Source organism: Acidithiobacillus sp. TH-A36 (assembly GCF_057473445.1).
This window is the reverse complement of sequence record NZ_JBYCKP010000086.1, coordinates 1-14,952: the sequence shown is the minus strand read 5'-3', so window position 1 is coordinate 14,952 and position 14,952 is coordinate 1. Positions and strand designations below refer to the sequence as shown.

The window sequence follows — 14,952 nt, the reverse complement described above, 5'->3', positions numbered from 1 at the left end:
ATGAACGGAACCCGATTCCGTTGCAGCTTACTCCAGACGCATTTCATGCTAGAAACACGTTCCACCCTTCAGACTCATTTCATATTGGACAAGGCTGCCTCTTGGAGCCCGTCCATAAGCCCGCTATAATGTCCAGCCCTGCTTTGCAGTTCAGCGACAGGGTGACAGAACGGACCAGGTGACCTAATGACGCAAAGCTTATACTCCTCCGACTTTGAAAGAGATTCCTGCGGCTTCGGGCTGATTGCCCAGATGGATAATCAGGCCAGCCATGCCATTGTCGCCACGGCCATTGCCTCACTGGCCCGCCTGACGCATCGCGGTGCAGTGGCCGCTGATGGTAAAAGTGGTGACGGCTGCGGCCTGCTGGTCCAGATGCCGCGCACGTTCTTCCACAGCGTTGCGGCAGAAATGGGTATCAAGCTCCCTGAACATTTTGGTGTGGGTCAGTTTTTCCTGCCCCGGGACGCCACCCTTGCCCAGACCATCCGTGATGCATTGGATGCAGAAGCCCGGGATCTCGGCCTGAGCAGTGTTGCCTGGCGGCAGGTACCGACCGACAACTCGGCTTGCGGAGAAGAAGCCCTGAGCAGCCTGCCAGCCGTCTGGCAGGTATTTGTCGGCCTGCCCGAAGATCAGGACGTGGATACGCATGAGCGGCTTTTGTATCGCCTGCGTCGCCGGGTAGAAAAGCGTTTCGTCGCAGACCCGCAATTTTTTGCCGTCACCTGTTCTTCTCAGGTAATCGGCTATAAGGGCCTGGTCCTTCCGGAAAATCTTCCAGTATTTTATCCCGACCTGCGCGACTCGCGCTTCAGCTCGGCACTGGTCACCTATCACCAGCGCTTTTCCACCAACACCTGGCCGGAGTGGCGCCTTTGCCAGCCTTTCCGGATTCTCGCCCATAATGGCGAACTGAATACGGTGCAGGGTAATCGCCTCTGGGCCAAGGCCCGGGAAGCGCAATTGCACAGTGACCTGCTGCCCATGGCTGAGGTACTTCCGGCGGTAGGCGGTGGCAGTGATTCCTTCAGTCTCGACAATATGCTGGAGCTGCTGGTGCAGGGCGGCATGGATTTCTTCAAGGCCATCCGTCTGCTGGTGCCCCCAGCCTGGCATAATGTTCCGCATATGGAACCGGCTCTGCGGGCTTTTTATGAATATCACTCCATGCGCATGGAAGCCTGGGATGGCCCCGCCGGTCTGGTTCTGAACACCGGCCGCATCGCCGCCTGTGCCCTGGATCGCAATGGTTTGCGGCCAGCGCGTTATGTTATCACCAAAGACCGCATCATCAACATTGCTTCGGAAGTAGGCGTTTTCGACTACCAGCATCAGGATATTGCCGTGCAGGGCCGGGTCGGACCCGGCCAGCTGGTCGCGGTCGATATGGCCAGCGGACGCTTCCTCGACTCGGAAAGCATCGATACCGAAATCATGAACAGTCATCCTTATCGGGAATGGCTGGATGAATTTGCGGAGCATCTGCATCGCGATGACAATGATCTGACCCCGGCCCTCCCCGTTACCGACCTGCTGCTCAGCGAAAAGGCCTTTGGCGTCAGTTTTGAGGAAGAAGATCAGGTCATCCGCATTCTCGCCGAAGGCGCTCAGGAAGCGGTGGGCTCCATGGGCGACGACACCCCGATGGCCGTACTTTCCGGACAGAAACGCCACATTGCCGATTATTTCCGGCAGCAGTTTGCGCAGGTCACCAATCCCCCCATTGACCCCCTGCGTGAAGCCCTGGTAATGTCCCTGAATACGGTGATTGGCAGCGAAAGCAATCTGTTCGCAGAACGCCCCGAATATGCCCGCCGCATCGAAATTCAGTCACCCATTCTTTCAGACAGTACTTTTGTCGCCCTGACCAGTCGTGAAGAACCGGCCTTTCGCAGTCAGACTTTCAGCCTCTGCTATTCGGCCGCAGACAGCAACCTGGGTGGGGCCATTGAAGCGCTCTGTGAAGAAGTAATTACCGCTGTCCGCCATGGTGCCGTCATTCTGGTGCTGTCCGATCATGCCCTGGAGCGGGATCGCCTTTACATTCCGGCGCTCATGGCAGTAGGGGCTGTTCATCATGCACTCATTGATGCGGGCTTACGGACCCGAGCCAACATTGTCGTAGCCACGGCGCATGCCCGCGATCCCCATCAGTTTGCCACCCTGATTGGCTATGGGGCGACGGCCGTCTATCCTTACCTCAGCTATGCCATTGTCCGCAGCCTCAGTGAACGGCACGCCTTCAGTCAGCCCCTGACCCTGGTCAAGGCCCTGGAAAATTATCGCAAGGGCATCGACAAGGGGCTCTACAAAATCCTCTCGAAAATGGGCATATCCACCCTCGCCTCCTATCGCAGTACCCAGCTTTTTGAAGCCCTGGGTCTGGATGAACTGGTGGTGGAGCGTTGTTTCAAGGGTACCGTCAGCCGGATTGCCGGGGCCAGTTTTGAACTGCTTGAAGCCGATATCCGCCAGCAGGTGCGCGATGCCTACATTCCCAGAAAAACCCTGCCCGTCGGTGGATTACTGAAATATGTGAATGGGGGTGAGTATCATGCCTACCATCCCGATGTCGTCCAGAGCCTGCAAACAGCCGTCAAATCCGGACGCTATGAGGATTACCAGGTGTTTGCAGGGCTGGTCAACGAACGTCCGGTCACCAACCTGCGGGATTTGCTGCAACTGAAAAGCACTGCGCAACCCATCCCCCTCGGTGAAGTGGAGTCCATTGAAGCCATTACTCCGCGTTTTGATACGGCAGCCATGTCCCTGGGGGCGCTGTCGCCGGAAGCCCACGAAGCCCTGGCGATTGCCATGAACAGCATTGGTGGGCGCTCCAACTCGGGTGAAGGCGGCGAAGATCCTGCCCGCTACCACAACAATAAGGTCAGCAAAATCAAACAGATTGCTTCGGGGCGCTTTGGTGTGACGCCAGAGTATGCGGTCAATGCCGAAGAATTGCAGATCAAGGTTGCCCAGGGGGCCAAACCCGGTGAAGGGGGTCAACTGCCCGGTCACAAAGTCAGTGGCATCATTGCCCGGTTGCGTTATGCCAAGGAAGGCGTGGCCCTGATCAGCCCCCCGCCCCACCACGATATTTACTCCATTGAAGATCTGGCCCAGCTCATTTTTGATCTGAAGCAGATCAATCCCCAGGCTTACGTGTCCGTCAAACTGGTTTCCGAAGCGGGTGTCGGCACCATTGCTGCGGGTGTGGCCAAGGCTTATGCCGATCGCATTACCATTGCCGGTTATGATGGCGGTACCGGCGCCAGCCCGCTGACATCGGTCAAATATGCCGGATCCCCCTGGGAACTGGGACTTGCCGAAACCCAGGTCACCCTGCGTCGCAACCAGTTGCGGCATCGGGTACGCCTGCAGGCTGATGGTGGCTTCAAAACCGGTCTGGATGTCATCAAGGGGGCCTTACTGGGTGCGGAAAGCTTTGGCTTCGGCACTGCACCAATGATTGCCCTGGGCTGTAAATATCTGCGTATCTGCCATCTCAACAACTGTGCTACCGGCATTGCCACCCAGGATGAAACCCTGCGCAGGCATTTCACCGGTCTGCCGGAAATGGCCATCAATTACTTCCGCTTTGTCGCCGAAGAAGCCCGTCAGATCATGGCGCAGCTGGGTATCCGCCGCTTTGACGAACTGATTGGTGCCAGCCAGTTGCTGGAAATCGGTGGAGCCCAGACTGAAAAGCAGGAGCGTCTGAATTTGTTGCCGCTACTCGCCAATGCAGAGCTGCACAATGCCGATGTCAACTTCCACACCCAGGACCGGAATCCGCCCTTTGATCAGGGCGAACTGGCCGAACAGATGGTCAAGGATGCCCGTCCGGCACTGGAAGACAAAATCCCCACCCGTTTGCACTATCCAATCCGCAACGTCAATCGCTCCATCGGTGCCCGCCTGTCCGGGGAAATCGCGCGCCGTTACGGGAATAGTGGCCTGCCTGATGACAGCATTCATGTGGAACTGACGGGCACGGCCGGTCAGTCTTTTGGTGCCTTCTGCGTGCAGGGTGTAACTCTGCAACTGCATGGGGATGCCAATGATTATGTGGGCAAGGCCATGAACGGCGGCACCATTGTCATTGCCCCCCCGGCAGGGACCAGTTATGCCAGCCAGGACTCTGCCATTGTCGGCAATACCTGCCTGTATGGCGCCACGGGTGGACGCCTGTTTGCCGCAGGGCGCGCCGGAGAACGCTTTGCAGTGCGCAATTCCGGGGCCATTGCCGTCATTGAAGGCGCAGGGGATCATGCCTGCGAGTACATGACCGGAGGCCAGGTCATCATTCTCGGCTCCGTGGGTGTCAATTTTGGTGCGGGCATGACAGGTGGTCTCGCTTTTGTCCGCGATCAGGCCCGGCAGTTCGCCGATCAGGTCAATGGCGAACTGGTCAACTGTCACCGCATCGAGACCGAATCCATGCGCGGCTATGCGGCCCTGCTCCGCCGTCATGTCGAAACCCACGTTGCCCAAACCGGCAGCAGCTACGCCGCCAGCCTGCTGAAAGACTGGTCCCATTTCATTCGTGATGTCTGGCTCGTGGTGCCCAAGGCAGCGAAGCTGGATGTTCTGCTGGAAGAAGCCAGCTGATTCTCAGCGCTATCCCGAGGAAAAATTATGAGCCATTTTGCCTTCATCGAAGACCCACGGCAGGACCCGAAAAAACTGGACGTAGAAGAACGCCGCGAAGCGTTCAAGGAAATCTACACCAGTTTTGATCTGGACAGTGCCAAGCTCCAGGCCGACCGCTGCCTGCATTGCGGTAACCCCTATTGTGAATGGAAGTGCCCGGTGCACAATTACATTCCCAACTGGCTGCAGCTGATTGTTGAAAACCGCATTGAAGAAGCGGCAGAACTTTCCCATCAGACCAATACCCTCCCGGAAATCTGCGGACGCATTTGCCCGCAAGACCGGCTTTGCGAAGGCGCCTGCACCCTCAATGATGGCTACGGAGCCGTCACTATCGGCAATCTCGAAAGATTCATCAGCGAGGAAGCCCTGGCACGCGGCTGGCGTCCCAGCACCGGTACCGTCAGCCCCAACGGTAAAAAGGTGGCCGTCGTCGGAGCCGGACCTGCAGGACTAGGGTGTGCGGATGTTCTCAATCGTGCCGGCACCAAAGTCACCGTTTTTGATCGCTATCCCGCCGTGGGTGGGTTGCTGACTTTTGGTATTCCACCCTTCAAGCTGGAAAAGGAAGTCATTGCCCGCCGCGCTGATCTGCTGCAGGAAATGGGTATTGAGTTTCAACTGGGAACAGAAATAGGTAAAGACATTTCCCTGGCACAACTGCTGAACGACTTTGATGCCGTCTTCCTCGGCATGGGCACCTATACCGCCAAGACCGGCAATCTCCCCGGTGAGCATCTCCCCGGCGTCATCAAGGCATTGTCTTATCTGATTGCCAACACCCGTCATCTGATGCAGCTTCCGGACCCGACTCTGCCCTACATCAACCTTTCCGGCAAAAAAGTCGTCGTACTGGGTGGTGGCGATACGGCCATGGATTGTGTGCGGACTGCCGTGCGTCAGGGCGCCAGCAGCGTCATTTGTGCTTATCGTCGCGATGAACAAAACATGCCCGGCTCCCGGCGGGAAGTCGCCAATGCCCGAGAAGAAGGCGTGAAATTCCTCTTCAATCGCCAGCCCGTCGAAATTATCGGCACTGAACAAGAGGGTACAAAGGCTGTCCGTATGGTGGAAACGCGACTGGGCGAATCCGACGCCAAAGGTCGCCGTCACTCCGAACTCATCCCCGGTTCCGAACAGATTCTGGATGCGGATGTGGTCATCATTGCCTTTGGCTTTGATCCCTCCCCCGCCTCCTGGTTTGGAGAACACGGCATTGAAACCGACGAGCGCGGCCGGATTCGCACCAATGCCCAGTTTCAGACCAGTAATACCCGCATTTTTGCGGGCGGCGACATGCGGCGCGGTTCGGATCTGGTGGTCACTGCCGTGGATGAAGGCCGCAAAGCCGCCGAGGGTATTCTCGATCAGTTGGGAGTTTAAGGATTATGGCCAGTACCCTGCACAATGATCGTTTTCTGCGCGCGTGCCTGCAGCAGAACGTAGATCAGGTTCCGGTCTGGCTGATGCGGCAGGCGGGACGTTACCTCCCGGAATACCGCGCCACCCGCACCCGGGCGGGTGACTTTCTGACCCTCTGCACCACGCCGGAACTGGCCTGCGAAGTCACCTTACAACCCATCGACCGCTTTCCCCTGGACGCCGCCATCCTCTTCTCGGACATTCTCACCATCCCCTACGTGATGGGTCTGGGCTTGAGTTTTCAGGAAGGAGAAGGCCCGGTTTTCGAAAAGCCCCTGCGCTCTGCGGCGGACATTGCCCGTCTCAGTCAACCTGATCCTGAAAATGAACTGCGTTTTGTGATGGATGCCGTACGCCTGATTCGTCGCGAGCTCGATGGGCGCGTACCCCTCATCGGTTTTGCCGGCAGCCCCTGGACCCTCGCCTGCTACATGATCGAAGGCCGTGGCAGCCGGGATTTCATCCATATCAAAAGCCTGCTTTACAGCGATCCCGCCACCTTGCACCATTTGCTGGCGCATCTTGCCATTTCAGTAACCGCCTATCTGAATGCCCAGATTGCTGCTGGTGCCCAGGCTGTCATGCTTTTTGATACCTGGGGCGGCAGCCTCAGCACTCCCGCCTATGCAGCGTTTTCTCTGGCCTATATGACCCGGATTATTGCCGGCCTGCGCCGCGAAGCAGACGGGAGAAAGGTTCCCGTCATCATCTTTACCAAAGGCGGTGGCAACTGGCTGGAAGCCATGGCCGACAGTGGTGCCGATGTCATCGGACTCGACTGGAGTACAGAACTGCATGTCGCCCGGCAGCGGCTGGGTCAAAAGGTTGCCCTGCAAGGAAATATGGATCCTGTTGCTTTATATGGCAGCACCGAAGGAGTACGGCAGGAAGCCCTGCGGGTTCTGGAAAGTCATGGGGCTGGAACAGGCCATATTTTCAATCTGGGACATGGAATCACGCCCCAAACCCCCCTGGAGAATGTTGCGACCCTCGTGGATACGGTGCATGGCTGGAACCCTGCAAGCCAGTCCCTTCAAGATTGAACCTAAAACGGCCGCTGCCGGGGGTTGAAAAGAGTTAAATTTCAGCCGCCGTGACTGCGTCGCCAGGCTGCCCAGGCATCGCGCAGGGGATGACGCCCACGACGCGGCTGCAGATAAGTCACCGAAGCACCCTGTTCCATGCGCTGCAAAGCTTCACTGATTGCCATACGGGTTTGTTGCGCCAATTGTCGCCGCCCCAGCTCAGGGGGTAAGGCCGGCAGAAACTCGACACGCAGGGTCAAGGGTGCGGCAGCGGCCAGCCGCCAGAGATGTCCGAACAAACTGTCGTCCCCAACAAAAGGACACAATCCATCCGGTTGCCCCGGTTGCAGCACATCCTCATAACGCAGGGCCACCGGAACCGTTTCAGCTTTGGCGGCTGCGGCTGTTTCAAAAGGCGCGGCATAAAATTCGCCCACCGATTTACCATCACTGGTGGTTCCTTCCGGAAACAGCACCACGCTGGTTCCTGCCATAATAATGTCACTGGCCTGACGCATGGTGCGCTGACTGGCCCGGGCATCGCTGCGATCAATAAACAAGGTCCCCAGCCAGACCCCCATGATCCCGAAAAAGGGCCAGTCACGCATCTCCTTTTTCGCCACAAAACGGCCTGGAATCAAGGTCGCCAGAGCCAGAATATCCAGATAAGACACATGGTTGGCGGCAATCATCACGGGTTCTGCCGGGATTTTACCATCTACACGCAGGCGAATTCCCAAAACCCGCAAGGCGCGACGGCTCCACCAGGCAAAAGCCCGATAACTGGAAGCATCAGGTTGCGCTTTGCGGGCACAAGTCCACAGAGCCAGCGGGTAAGCCAACAAAAGGTAAAACAACAACATAGGAACCCGCCAAAAACGCCGCATGACATTGGGCCGCATACGCCGCAAACGCCGCCCCGGGTAGTGAATAAGAACCGGAGCCGGCGTTTGTTTACGCCTTTTCATTTTCTGCGGCCCACCGGTTCCAGAAAGCGCTGCTGATAACGGGGAGTCATGAGGCTGGATTCACACCACACAAAAAAATCCGCGCAGTGAAACTGGGGATCCCAGAACGGCTCTCCTCCCACCCGGACACCGGCCCGCAAATATCCCTTCAAAAGAGAAGGCAAAGAAGCGGCTTCCACTTCTGCCAGCCGGTCAAAACCCGGAACCTCGCGCAGTGGGAAAACCCGTTGTTCCTGCGGAGTCAAATATTGCTGAAGTTGCTGATACAGGGCCCCAAGGGCCGGGCCATCGGTACTGTGCACACTCGCGCAACCCATCAGGTAATCGATCTGCCACATGGACATGGCCTCGGCCAGCCCCGACCAGAGCAGGGTAATCACCCCACCCTGACGGTAATCGGGATGTACGCAGGAACGACCCAGCTCCATAATCCGGCTATTCAGGGCGAGCAGACGGGATAAATCAAACTCTGTCTCGGCATAATAACGACCCACCGAAGGGACTTTCTCGGGCAGGAACAGGCGGTAAGTACCCACTACTTCCTGACGGTTTTCATCCTCTACAATCAGGTGCTCACAAAAAGGATCATATTCATCCTGATCCAGACCCGGCCCACCACTGAGTTGGGCACCATACTCGGCACTGAACACTTCATAACGTAAACGTTGCGCTGCTTCCACTTCGTCCTGATGGCGTGCCAGATAAAGTCGCAAGGAACGATCTTTTTTCTTAGTCACGTGATCGGTACTGCCGTGAGATTGAGTGCTTAACATGCAGGGCTCTCCGTGCAAAAACGATAGCAAACCTTCCTTATTATGACTCACAAATATGACAATAGTGCGGCACTTTTATGAACTTTTTATGACAAACAAGATCCAGTTCACCCAATAGGGCCATTTTATAGCATGATTCAGACTTTACCAGTCCCAGGCGCAAAATAATCGACCCCCTGCAAAAATCCGCCGCCGAAGTCTTGCACCCTGCGCCCGCAATGGCTAATGTATAACATTGTTCCAGCATACCTTGCCAAGAGGTGAAGTTTTTATCATGCCTGCCGCACCCGAGGAAGCCGATGACAGCCCATACTGCTGTTGTTCGGCCGCCACTTTTATGGAAATTCTGGAGCGCCAACGCGCTGAACCTTTACCTTTCATGGAACTGCTGATGGTCCACGCCGGTTGTGGCGGCGGTTGCGGAAGCTGTATTGACGATCTTGAGGCTTACCTCCGTCAGCACGACGCTTACATCGAAGATTGAAGTTGTCCTGTGACTTTCAGCCACCCTGGTGGTCCCGGGGTGGGCATCAACAAACCATCTGGGCGCCCTTTTTCGCCCGCTCCGGCAAGGTTCCCCTGCGTCGTGAAATCTGGAACACACCCGATCAAGATCAAGTAGCCGTCGACTGGATAGACGCCCCTCCCCAAGCACCTGTGGTCATTTTGTTTCATGGCCTGGGTAGCAGCTCACGGGGGCATTATGCACTGGCACTGGCAAGTGCCCTGCGCCACAGGGGATGGGGCGGCTGTTTCATCAATTTTCGCGGCTGCGGTGGCATCGACAATCGCCTGCCCCGCAGTTATCACGCTGGCGACAGCGCCGAAATTGCCTGGATGCTGGAAAAGGTTGCGCAGATACTGCCCGACAATAAGCGTTATGCAGTGGGTGTTTCCCTGGGCGGCAATGCCCTTCTGAAATATCTTGGTGAACAGGGGGGCAACGCCAACGCGGTTCTCAGCAAAGCCGCTGGCGTCTGTGCCCCTATTGATCTGGTAGCGACTGCTGAATTTCTGCAGAAAGGCAACATCCGTTTTTACAATCGTTACTTTCTGACAAACATGAAACAAAGCGTACGCCGCTTGCAGCGACGCTATCCGGAACTGGCAGATTGGTCACAGGTTTTTTCCGCCAAAAACCTGTATGATTTCGACGAATATTTTACGGCACCGGTACACGGTTTCGCAGGCGCATACAGTTTTTGGGAAGCAGGATCATCCGCTCCCCTGCTTCGTCATATTACCGTGCCTACCCTGCTGCTAAACAGCGCGGATGACCCGATTGTACCCATAGCCAGCGTTCGTAAGGCCCTGTTGAGTCCGGCGATAACGCCCTGCGAAACCCCACATGGTGGGCATGTAGGCTTCATGTCCGGGCCTTTTCCCGGACGTCTGGACTGGTTACCGCACACATTGCTGGATTATTTTGACGGGAGGAACAACGCATGAGCGATCATCTGCAACCACGCCTGCGGGTTTTACTGGCAGAAGCCATTGCCATTGGCCCCGGCAAAGCCGAGTTGCTTCGCCATATCCGCGAAACCGGTTCCATTTCCGCTGCAGCCCGCTGTATGCACATGAGTTACCGACGCGCCTGGTTATTGGTAGACACCATGAATCACAGTTTTCTGGCACCCGTGGTCAGCACCGCTACCGGCGGCAGTCATGGCGGCGGTGCGCATCTGACGGAAATGGGTGAAGAAGTACTGCGCCGCTATGAAGCCATGGAAGAAAAAGCCAATGCCACGCTAGCCCCGGACATTGCCGAATTCCGCAAACTCATGCAACTCCAGCCCCGGGAGCAGCCAAAATCGTGAAAAACCTGCTTCGGGAAGTACTCTGCAGCCGGGTTTATGATGTCGCCCGGGAAACCCCGCTGGAGGCCGCACCCAAGCTGAGTGCACGCCTGCAGCGCGAGGTTCTGTTCAAGCGCGAAGACCTGCAACCGGTATTCAGCTTCAAACTACGCGGTGCCTACAACAAAATCGCCCAACTCTCCGCCGCCGAAAAAGCCGCCGGAGTCATTACCGCCAGCGCGGGCAACCATGCCCAGGGCGTCGCCTACTCCGCCCAGAAACTGGGCATTCGTGCCATCATCGTCATGCCTTCCACCACTCCCGAAATCAAGGTCAATGCGGTGCGGGCACGGGGCGCCGAAGTGATTCTGCACGGCGATAACTTTTCTGACGCCCAGACCCACTGTTTCCAACTGGTACAGCAATCGGGCATGGTATTCATCCCCCCCTTTGATGATCCTCTGGTCATCGCCGGGCAGGGAACCGTGGGGGCAGAAATATTGCGGCAGCGGGGCGCCGGTCTGGAGGCGATTTTTGTGCCCGTCGGTGGTGGTGGGCTGATCGCCGGAGTAGCCGCGTACCTCAAGTCCATTGTCCCGGAAATTCGCGTCATTGGCGTCGAGCCTTTTGAAGCCGATGCCATGTATCAGTCCCTGCAGGCCGGGAAACGGGTCGTGCTGCCCCAGGTGGGCATTTTCGCCGACGGTGTGGCCGTCAAACAGGTCGGTGAACACACCTTCGCCCTCTGCCAGCAATATGTGGATGAGGTCATCCGGGTCAGTAATGATGAAATCTGCGCCGCCATCAAGGATGTATTTGATGAAACCCGCTCCATCATGGAACCCGCTGGCGCTCTTGCCCTCGCCGGGCTGAAACGCAAGGCAGCTGAAGACCCTGGACGGGGCGGGGCCTGGGTCGCACTGCTCTCTGGCGCCAACATGAATTTTGACCGGCTGGGCTTCATTGCCGAGCGCGCCGAACTGGGCGAAGCCCGGGAAGCCCTGTTTGCCGTCACCATTCCGGAAACGCCCGGTGCCTTCCGGGACTTTTGTACAGCAATCGGCCAGCGCGTCGTCACCGAATTCAACTATCGCCTGCACCGCCGGGATTGCGCCCATATTTTTGTTGGTGTCGCCATTCGTAATCGGGAAGACGCCGCCGCCCTCCTCCGGCAATTACAGGAAAACGGGCACCAGGCACTGGACCTCAGTGAGGACGAAATGGCCAAGCTGCACATCCGCCACATGGTCGGCGGTCATGCCAGCGAAGCACAAAACGAACGCGTCTACCGCTTTGAGTTCCCGGAAAGGCCGGGGGCGCTCATGGAATTTCTGGAAAAGCTGGGCGGCCAGTGGAATATCAGCCTGTTTCATTACCGCAATAACGGGGTGGACCTGGGGCGCGTCCTGGCCGGTTTTGAAGTCCCTGATACGGATTTGCAGCGCTTTGAAGCAATGCTCAGCAAGGTAGGCTATCCGCATTTTTCCGAAAGCAGCAATCCCGCCTACCGCTTTTTTCTGGACCAGGGTGACGCCCAGAGCCGGATGACTCTTTCAATTGGCGAATAAAAATATTTCATTTGGACGCCATGAAACTTTCATATAGCCGGCATTAAAGTTACACTTGGCCGATGATGGATACACCACTATATTTTCGATTCCTGCAGCCACGCCTCATCGAAGCCATGGCCGACACACCAGTGGTATTAATCCACGGACCGCGCCAATGTGGCAAAAGCACACTCGCCCGGCAAGTAGGCGATGCTGCCGGGTATACTTATCTCAGTTTTGATAACGATACGCAGCGCGCATCGGCCCAGACTGATCCCATCGGATACGTGGCGGACTTGCCCGACAAGGTAGTGCTGGACGAGGTTCAGCGCGTGCCAAACCTGTTCACCTCGCTCAAGGCTGCAGTGGATGGCAGAAGGCAGCCGGGACGATTTATCCTCACCGGTTCGGCCAATGTGTTGTTGGTGCCCAAATTGGCGGATTCCCTGGCGGGACGCATGGAGATCCTGCGCCTGCACCCTTTGGCTCAGGCGGAACTGACCGGGATCGAGCCCAATTTTCTCTCCACATTATTCGGGAATAGTTTCAAGACGGGAGCTTGCGGACAGCGTCTCGGTAAAATGCTGGCTGAGCATGTGGCGGCCGGCGGTTACCCGGCAGCTTTGGCGCGGGCCACGGCGCGCCGTCGCGCGAGTTGGTACCGGGATTACGCTGATACCCTGGTGCAACGCGATGTACGCGATCTCACCCGCATTCACGCATTGGAGGCCTTGCCACGCCTGCTGACAATGGCGGCCGGGCAAAGCGCTCGTCTGTTGAACGTGGCCGACCTGGCCGCACCGTTCCAGTTGAGCCGCCCAACTATCCGCGACTATATGACCCTGCTGGCGCGGGTATTTCTATTGGAAGAACTGCCGCCCTGGCACAGCAATCGTCTGAGTCGCCTCATCAAGACACCTAAATTACATTTGGGCGATACCGGCCTGGCCTGCGCTTTACTTGGCGTGGACGCGGCAGCGCTGTGGGATGATCGAACCCTCTATGGACAACTATTGGAAACCTTTGTCTATCAGGAGCTACGTCGCCATGCCAGTTGGCGGGATGAACCTGTAACCTTCCACCATTTTCGCGACAAGGACGGCACTGAAGTGGATATTGTGCTGGAGTCCGGCGGAAAGTTGGCGGGTGTCGAGGTCAAGGCCGCCGCCACCGTCACCGCCGCCGATTTCAAAGGGTTGCAAAAACTGGAAAGTGCCACAGGGACCACTTTTGTGGGAGGGGTGGTACTCTACGATGGCGATGCGGTCGCATCTTTTGGTAGAGGTCTATACGCCGTGCCACTATCTTGTCTGTGGCGGTCGTCGACAGATGTATGTGGCATATTTAATGGAGTCGGGCCATAATTTACCCATGACACCTTCCCATGAACATGTTGAAGTTATATTAGGGCTGCAAGGACGCCTCGTTATTCCTGCAGTCCTGCGCAAAGATCTGGGTCTAACTCCAGGAACAACCATGGTGGCCCGTGTAGAGGACAACCGGCTGATACTGGAAAAACCGGATGCCATCTGGGCGCGCATCGAAGGGCGCTTTTCTCCTGTCCCATCCACGGTTCATATTGCGGATGAACTCATCGCAGAACGCCGGGAGATGGCCAAGTTCGTTAGGCTAGCCTGACCGGCCCCGGATACCGTTCCAGGGTCACATCACTGGTCAAGAGTACCAGTCCCTCGACCGTTGCCTGCGCAATCAATAGCCCAGAGCAGCAAATGCGTATCCAGCAGCAGCTTCACAGGCGCCCCTCGAACAAGGCCGCAATTTCTTCGGCAGCCATCGTATTAAAATCATCCGGCACCCGGATCTGACCGGACAGAAACCCAAACCGCTTCTGCTGTGATACTTCCGGCGTTTCCAGCGCAACGACCTTCACCATGGGCTTCCCGGCCTTGGCGATCACGAAAGACTCCCCCTTGGAAGCCTTCTCAACCAGTCGGGAAAGCTGCGTTTTTGCTTCGTGCATATTGTAGGTTTGCATGATGACTCCTTAAGGCTCCCGAGGCGCGAACATCAGACGCAGGGACTCTCCAATGCCGGCAGCCATGCCGTGCCAGCGCTTCGCTAAATCCGCGTCCATGTGGTCCAGCATGGTCTCGTGAAACAAAGCCAACCAGTCATCCACCAAAGGGTTGGTGACTCCCACCGGGGCGTGTTTGTCCCCCAGCGCATAGCGGTAGTCCTTGTAAGGCAGCCCACCCGATACCGTCCACCAGTAATGCACCAGACGATCCTTGTGCAAGTCCCAGTCCTGAACAATGGAAAAGGGCTCAGCCAGGGTCGGATGCACCTGAATACGGTTGTAAAAATCATCGACCACCGCGCGAATCACCGGCAGGGATATTTTGTCACAGAGCGGCTCAAGCCGCCGCTTGGGGGGATTGCTGGTTTCCATTGAATGTATCCGAAATGCCTTGACCAAAGGATCTTAGCAGAATTTTTCATGAGAAGCAGAACGCGTTGCACCCAAGCCCATCCAGATCAGGCAAGTTGCAGAAGGTTAGATCAATCAGCATTGCCTAACATGGAAATTCACTACATAATAAAATTAATTAATAAATTCAATAAGTAATGGTTATTTTTTATTACCAGAACATAACCATGTGTTACCAAGGAATAAACACTTATGCGCCGTAAAATATGTTTATGCCTCTGCACTGTTTTGACTTCGCTGGCGGGAGCAGGCACAGCCTCTGCGGAAAGTCTTGCCTGGATGGCCACTTATCCTTATGGGCAGGCCCCCAACC

The 14,952-nt window shown here is 56.6% G+C and carries 13 protein-coding genes; 9 read left to right on the top strand and 4 right to left on the bottom strand.

The window, feature by feature from the left end; translation table 11 throughout:
• Positions 1 to 186: 186 nt before the first annotated feature.
• The 3 genes from gltB to hemE are packed head-to-tail and all read left to right on the top strand — an operon-like array spanning position 187 to position 7,121.
• Entirely contained in the window at positions 187 to 4,614 is a 4,428-nt protein-coding gene (gene gltB / locus AC2VLY_RS02495; RefSeq protein WP_486921713.1) for a glutamate synthase large subunit, read from the top strand.
• Between the two features lie 27 nt (positions 4,615 to 4,641).
• Positions 4,642 to 6,039: an FAD-dependent oxidoreductase gene (locus tag AC2VLY_RS02490; RefSeq protein ID WP_486921712.1), complete on the top strand. Its 1,398-nt coding sequence runs from the start codon at positions 4,642 to 4,644 to the stop codon at positions 6,037 to 6,039.
• Positions 6,040 to 6,044: 5 nt separating this feature from the next.
• Complete coding sequence (hemE, locus tag AC2VLY_RS02485) at positions 6,045 to 7,121, top strand: uroporphyrinogen decarboxylase (RefSeq protein ID WP_486921711.1); 1,077 nt, start codon at positions 6,045 to 6,047, stop codon at positions 7,119 to 7,121.
• Between the two features lie 41 nt (positions 7,122 to 7,162).
• Here the strand turns inward: hemE and AC2VLY_RS02480 are convergent, their stop codons facing one another.
• Both AC2VLY_RS02480 and AC2VLY_RS02475 read right to left on the bottom strand, forming a co-directional pair.
• Complete coding sequence (locus AC2VLY_RS02480; RefSeq protein WP_486921710.1) at positions 7,163 to 8,071, bottom strand: lysophospholipid acyltransferase family protein; 909 nt, start codon at positions 8,069 to 8,071, stop codon at positions 7,163 to 7,165.
• Positions 8,068 to 8,844, bottom strand: a complete 777-nt coding sequence (locus AC2VLY_RS02475) for a GNAT family N-acetyltransferase (RefSeq protein ID WP_193649585.1) — start codon at positions 8,842 to 8,844, stop codon at positions 8,068 to 8,070. Before AC2VLY_RS02475 ends, AC2VLY_RS02480 begins: the two co-directional genes overlap by 4 nt.
• A gap of 274 nt (positions 8,845 to 9,118) precedes the next feature.
• Between AC2VLY_RS02475 and AC2VLY_RS02470 the strand changes: the two genes are divergently transcribed.
• The 6 genes from AC2VLY_RS02470 to AC2VLY_RS02445 all read left to right on the top strand — a co-directional run bounded on the left by AC2VLY_RS02470 (position 9,119) and on the right by AC2VLY_RS02445 (position 13,828).
• Positions 9,119 to 9,328 carry a (2Fe-2S)-binding protein gene (locus tag AC2VLY_RS02470; RefSeq protein ID WP_193649584.1) on the top strand — a complete coding sequence of 70 codons (210 nt, stop codon included), beginning with the start codon at positions 9,119 to 9,121 and terminating at the stop codon, positions 9,326 to 9,328.
• A 2-nt stretch (positions 9,329 to 9,330) separates the two neighbouring features.
• Positions 9,331 to 10,293 carry a YheT family hydrolase gene (locus AC2VLY_RS02465; protein WP_486921709.1) on the top strand — a complete coding sequence of 321 codons (963 nt, stop codon included), beginning with the start codon at positions 9,331 to 9,333 and terminating at the stop codon, positions 10,291 to 10,293.
• Entirely contained in the window at positions 10,290 to 10,661 is a 372-nt protein-coding gene (locus AC2VLY_RS02460; protein WP_193649582.1) for a winged helix-turn-helix domain-containing protein, read from the top strand. Before AC2VLY_RS02465 ends, AC2VLY_RS02460 begins: the two co-directional genes overlap by 4 nt.
• Positions 10,658 to 12,208, top strand: coding sequence for a threonine ammonia-lyase, biosynthetic (gene ilvA, locus AC2VLY_RS02455; protein ID WP_486921708.1), 1,551 nt, complete (start codon positions 10,658 to 10,660; stop codon positions 12,206 to 12,208). The genes AC2VLY_RS02460 and ilvA overlap by 4 nt, the downstream gene beginning before the upstream one ends.
• 65 nt (positions 12,209 to 12,273) lie before the next feature.
• Positions 12,274 to 13,554 carry an ATP-binding protein gene (locus tag AC2VLY_RS02450; protein WP_486921707.1) on the top strand — a complete coding sequence of 427 codons (1,281 nt, stop codon included), beginning with the start codon at positions 12,274 to 12,276 and terminating at the stop codon, positions 13,552 to 13,554.
• A 7-nt stretch (positions 13,555 to 13,561) separates the two neighbouring features.
• Positions 13,562 to 13,828, top strand: a complete 267-nt coding sequence (locus AC2VLY_RS02445; RefSeq protein ID WP_486891647.1) for an AbrB/MazE/SpoVT family DNA-binding domain-containing protein — start codon at positions 13,562 to 13,564, stop codon at positions 13,826 to 13,828.
• Between the two features lie 112 nt (positions 13,829 to 13,940).
• On the opposite strand, the gene AC2VLY_RS02440 is transcribed toward AC2VLY_RS02445, so the two are convergent.
• Both AC2VLY_RS02440 and AC2VLY_RS02435 read right to left on the bottom strand, forming a co-directional pair.
• Positions 13,941 to 14,186 (bottom strand): type II toxin-antitoxin system Phd/YefM family antitoxin, encoded by a 246-nt coding sequence (locus AC2VLY_RS02440; RefSeq protein WP_486891648.1) that lies wholly within the window; start codon positions 14,184 to 14,186, stop codon positions 13,941 to 13,943.
• A 9-nt stretch (positions 14,187 to 14,195) separates the two neighbouring features.
• Entirely contained in the window at positions 14,196 to 14,600 is a 405-nt protein-coding gene (locus tag AC2VLY_RS02435) for a truncated hemoglobin (RefSeq protein ID WP_486921706.1), read from the bottom strand.
• Between the last annotated feature and the right edge of the window lie 352 nt (positions 14,601 to 14,952).

Coding starts and splice junctions, on each gene's coding strand:
- AC2VLY_RS02450 (WP_486921707.1), top strand. CDS start 12,274: ATGGATACACCACTATATTTTCGATTCCTGCAGCCACGCCTCATCGAA.
- AC2VLY_RS02475 (WP_193649585.1), bottom strand. CDS start 8,844: ATGTTAAGCACTCAATCTCACGGCAGTACCGATCACGTGACTAAGAAA.
- AC2VLY_RS02440 (WP_486891648.1), bottom strand. CDS start 14,186: ATGCAAACCTACAATATGCACGAAGCAAAAACGCAGCTTTCCCGACTG.
- hemE (WP_486921711.1), top strand. CDS start 6,045: ATGGCCAGTACCCTGCACAATGATCGTTTTCTGCGCGCGTGCCTGCAG.
- AC2VLY_RS02445 (WP_486891647.1), top strand. CDS start 13,562: ATGACACCTTCCCATGAACATGTTGAAGTTATATTAGGGCTGCAAGGA.
- AC2VLY_RS02490 (WP_486921712.1), top strand. CDS start 4,642: ATGAGCCATTTTGCCTTCATCGAAGACCCACGGCAGGACCCGAAAAAA.
- AC2VLY_RS02470 (WP_193649584.1), top strand. CDS start 9,119: ATGCCTGCCGCACCCGAGGAAGCCGATGACAGCCCATACTGCTGTTGT.
- AC2VLY_RS02480 (WP_486921710.1), bottom strand. CDS start 8,071: ATGAAAAGGCGTAAACAAACGCCGGCTCCGGTTCTTATTCACTACCCG.
- AC2VLY_RS02435 (WP_486921706.1), bottom strand. CDS start 14,600: ATGGAAACCAGCAATCCCCCCAAGCGGCGGCTTGAGCCGCTCTGTGAC.
- gltB (WP_486921713.1), top strand. CDS start 187: ATGACGCAAAGCTTATACTCCTCCGACTTTGAAAGAGATTCCTGCGGC.
- AC2VLY_RS02460 (WP_193649582.1), top strand. CDS start 10,290: ATGAGCGATCATCTGCAACCACGCCTGCGGGTTTTACTGGCAGAAGCC.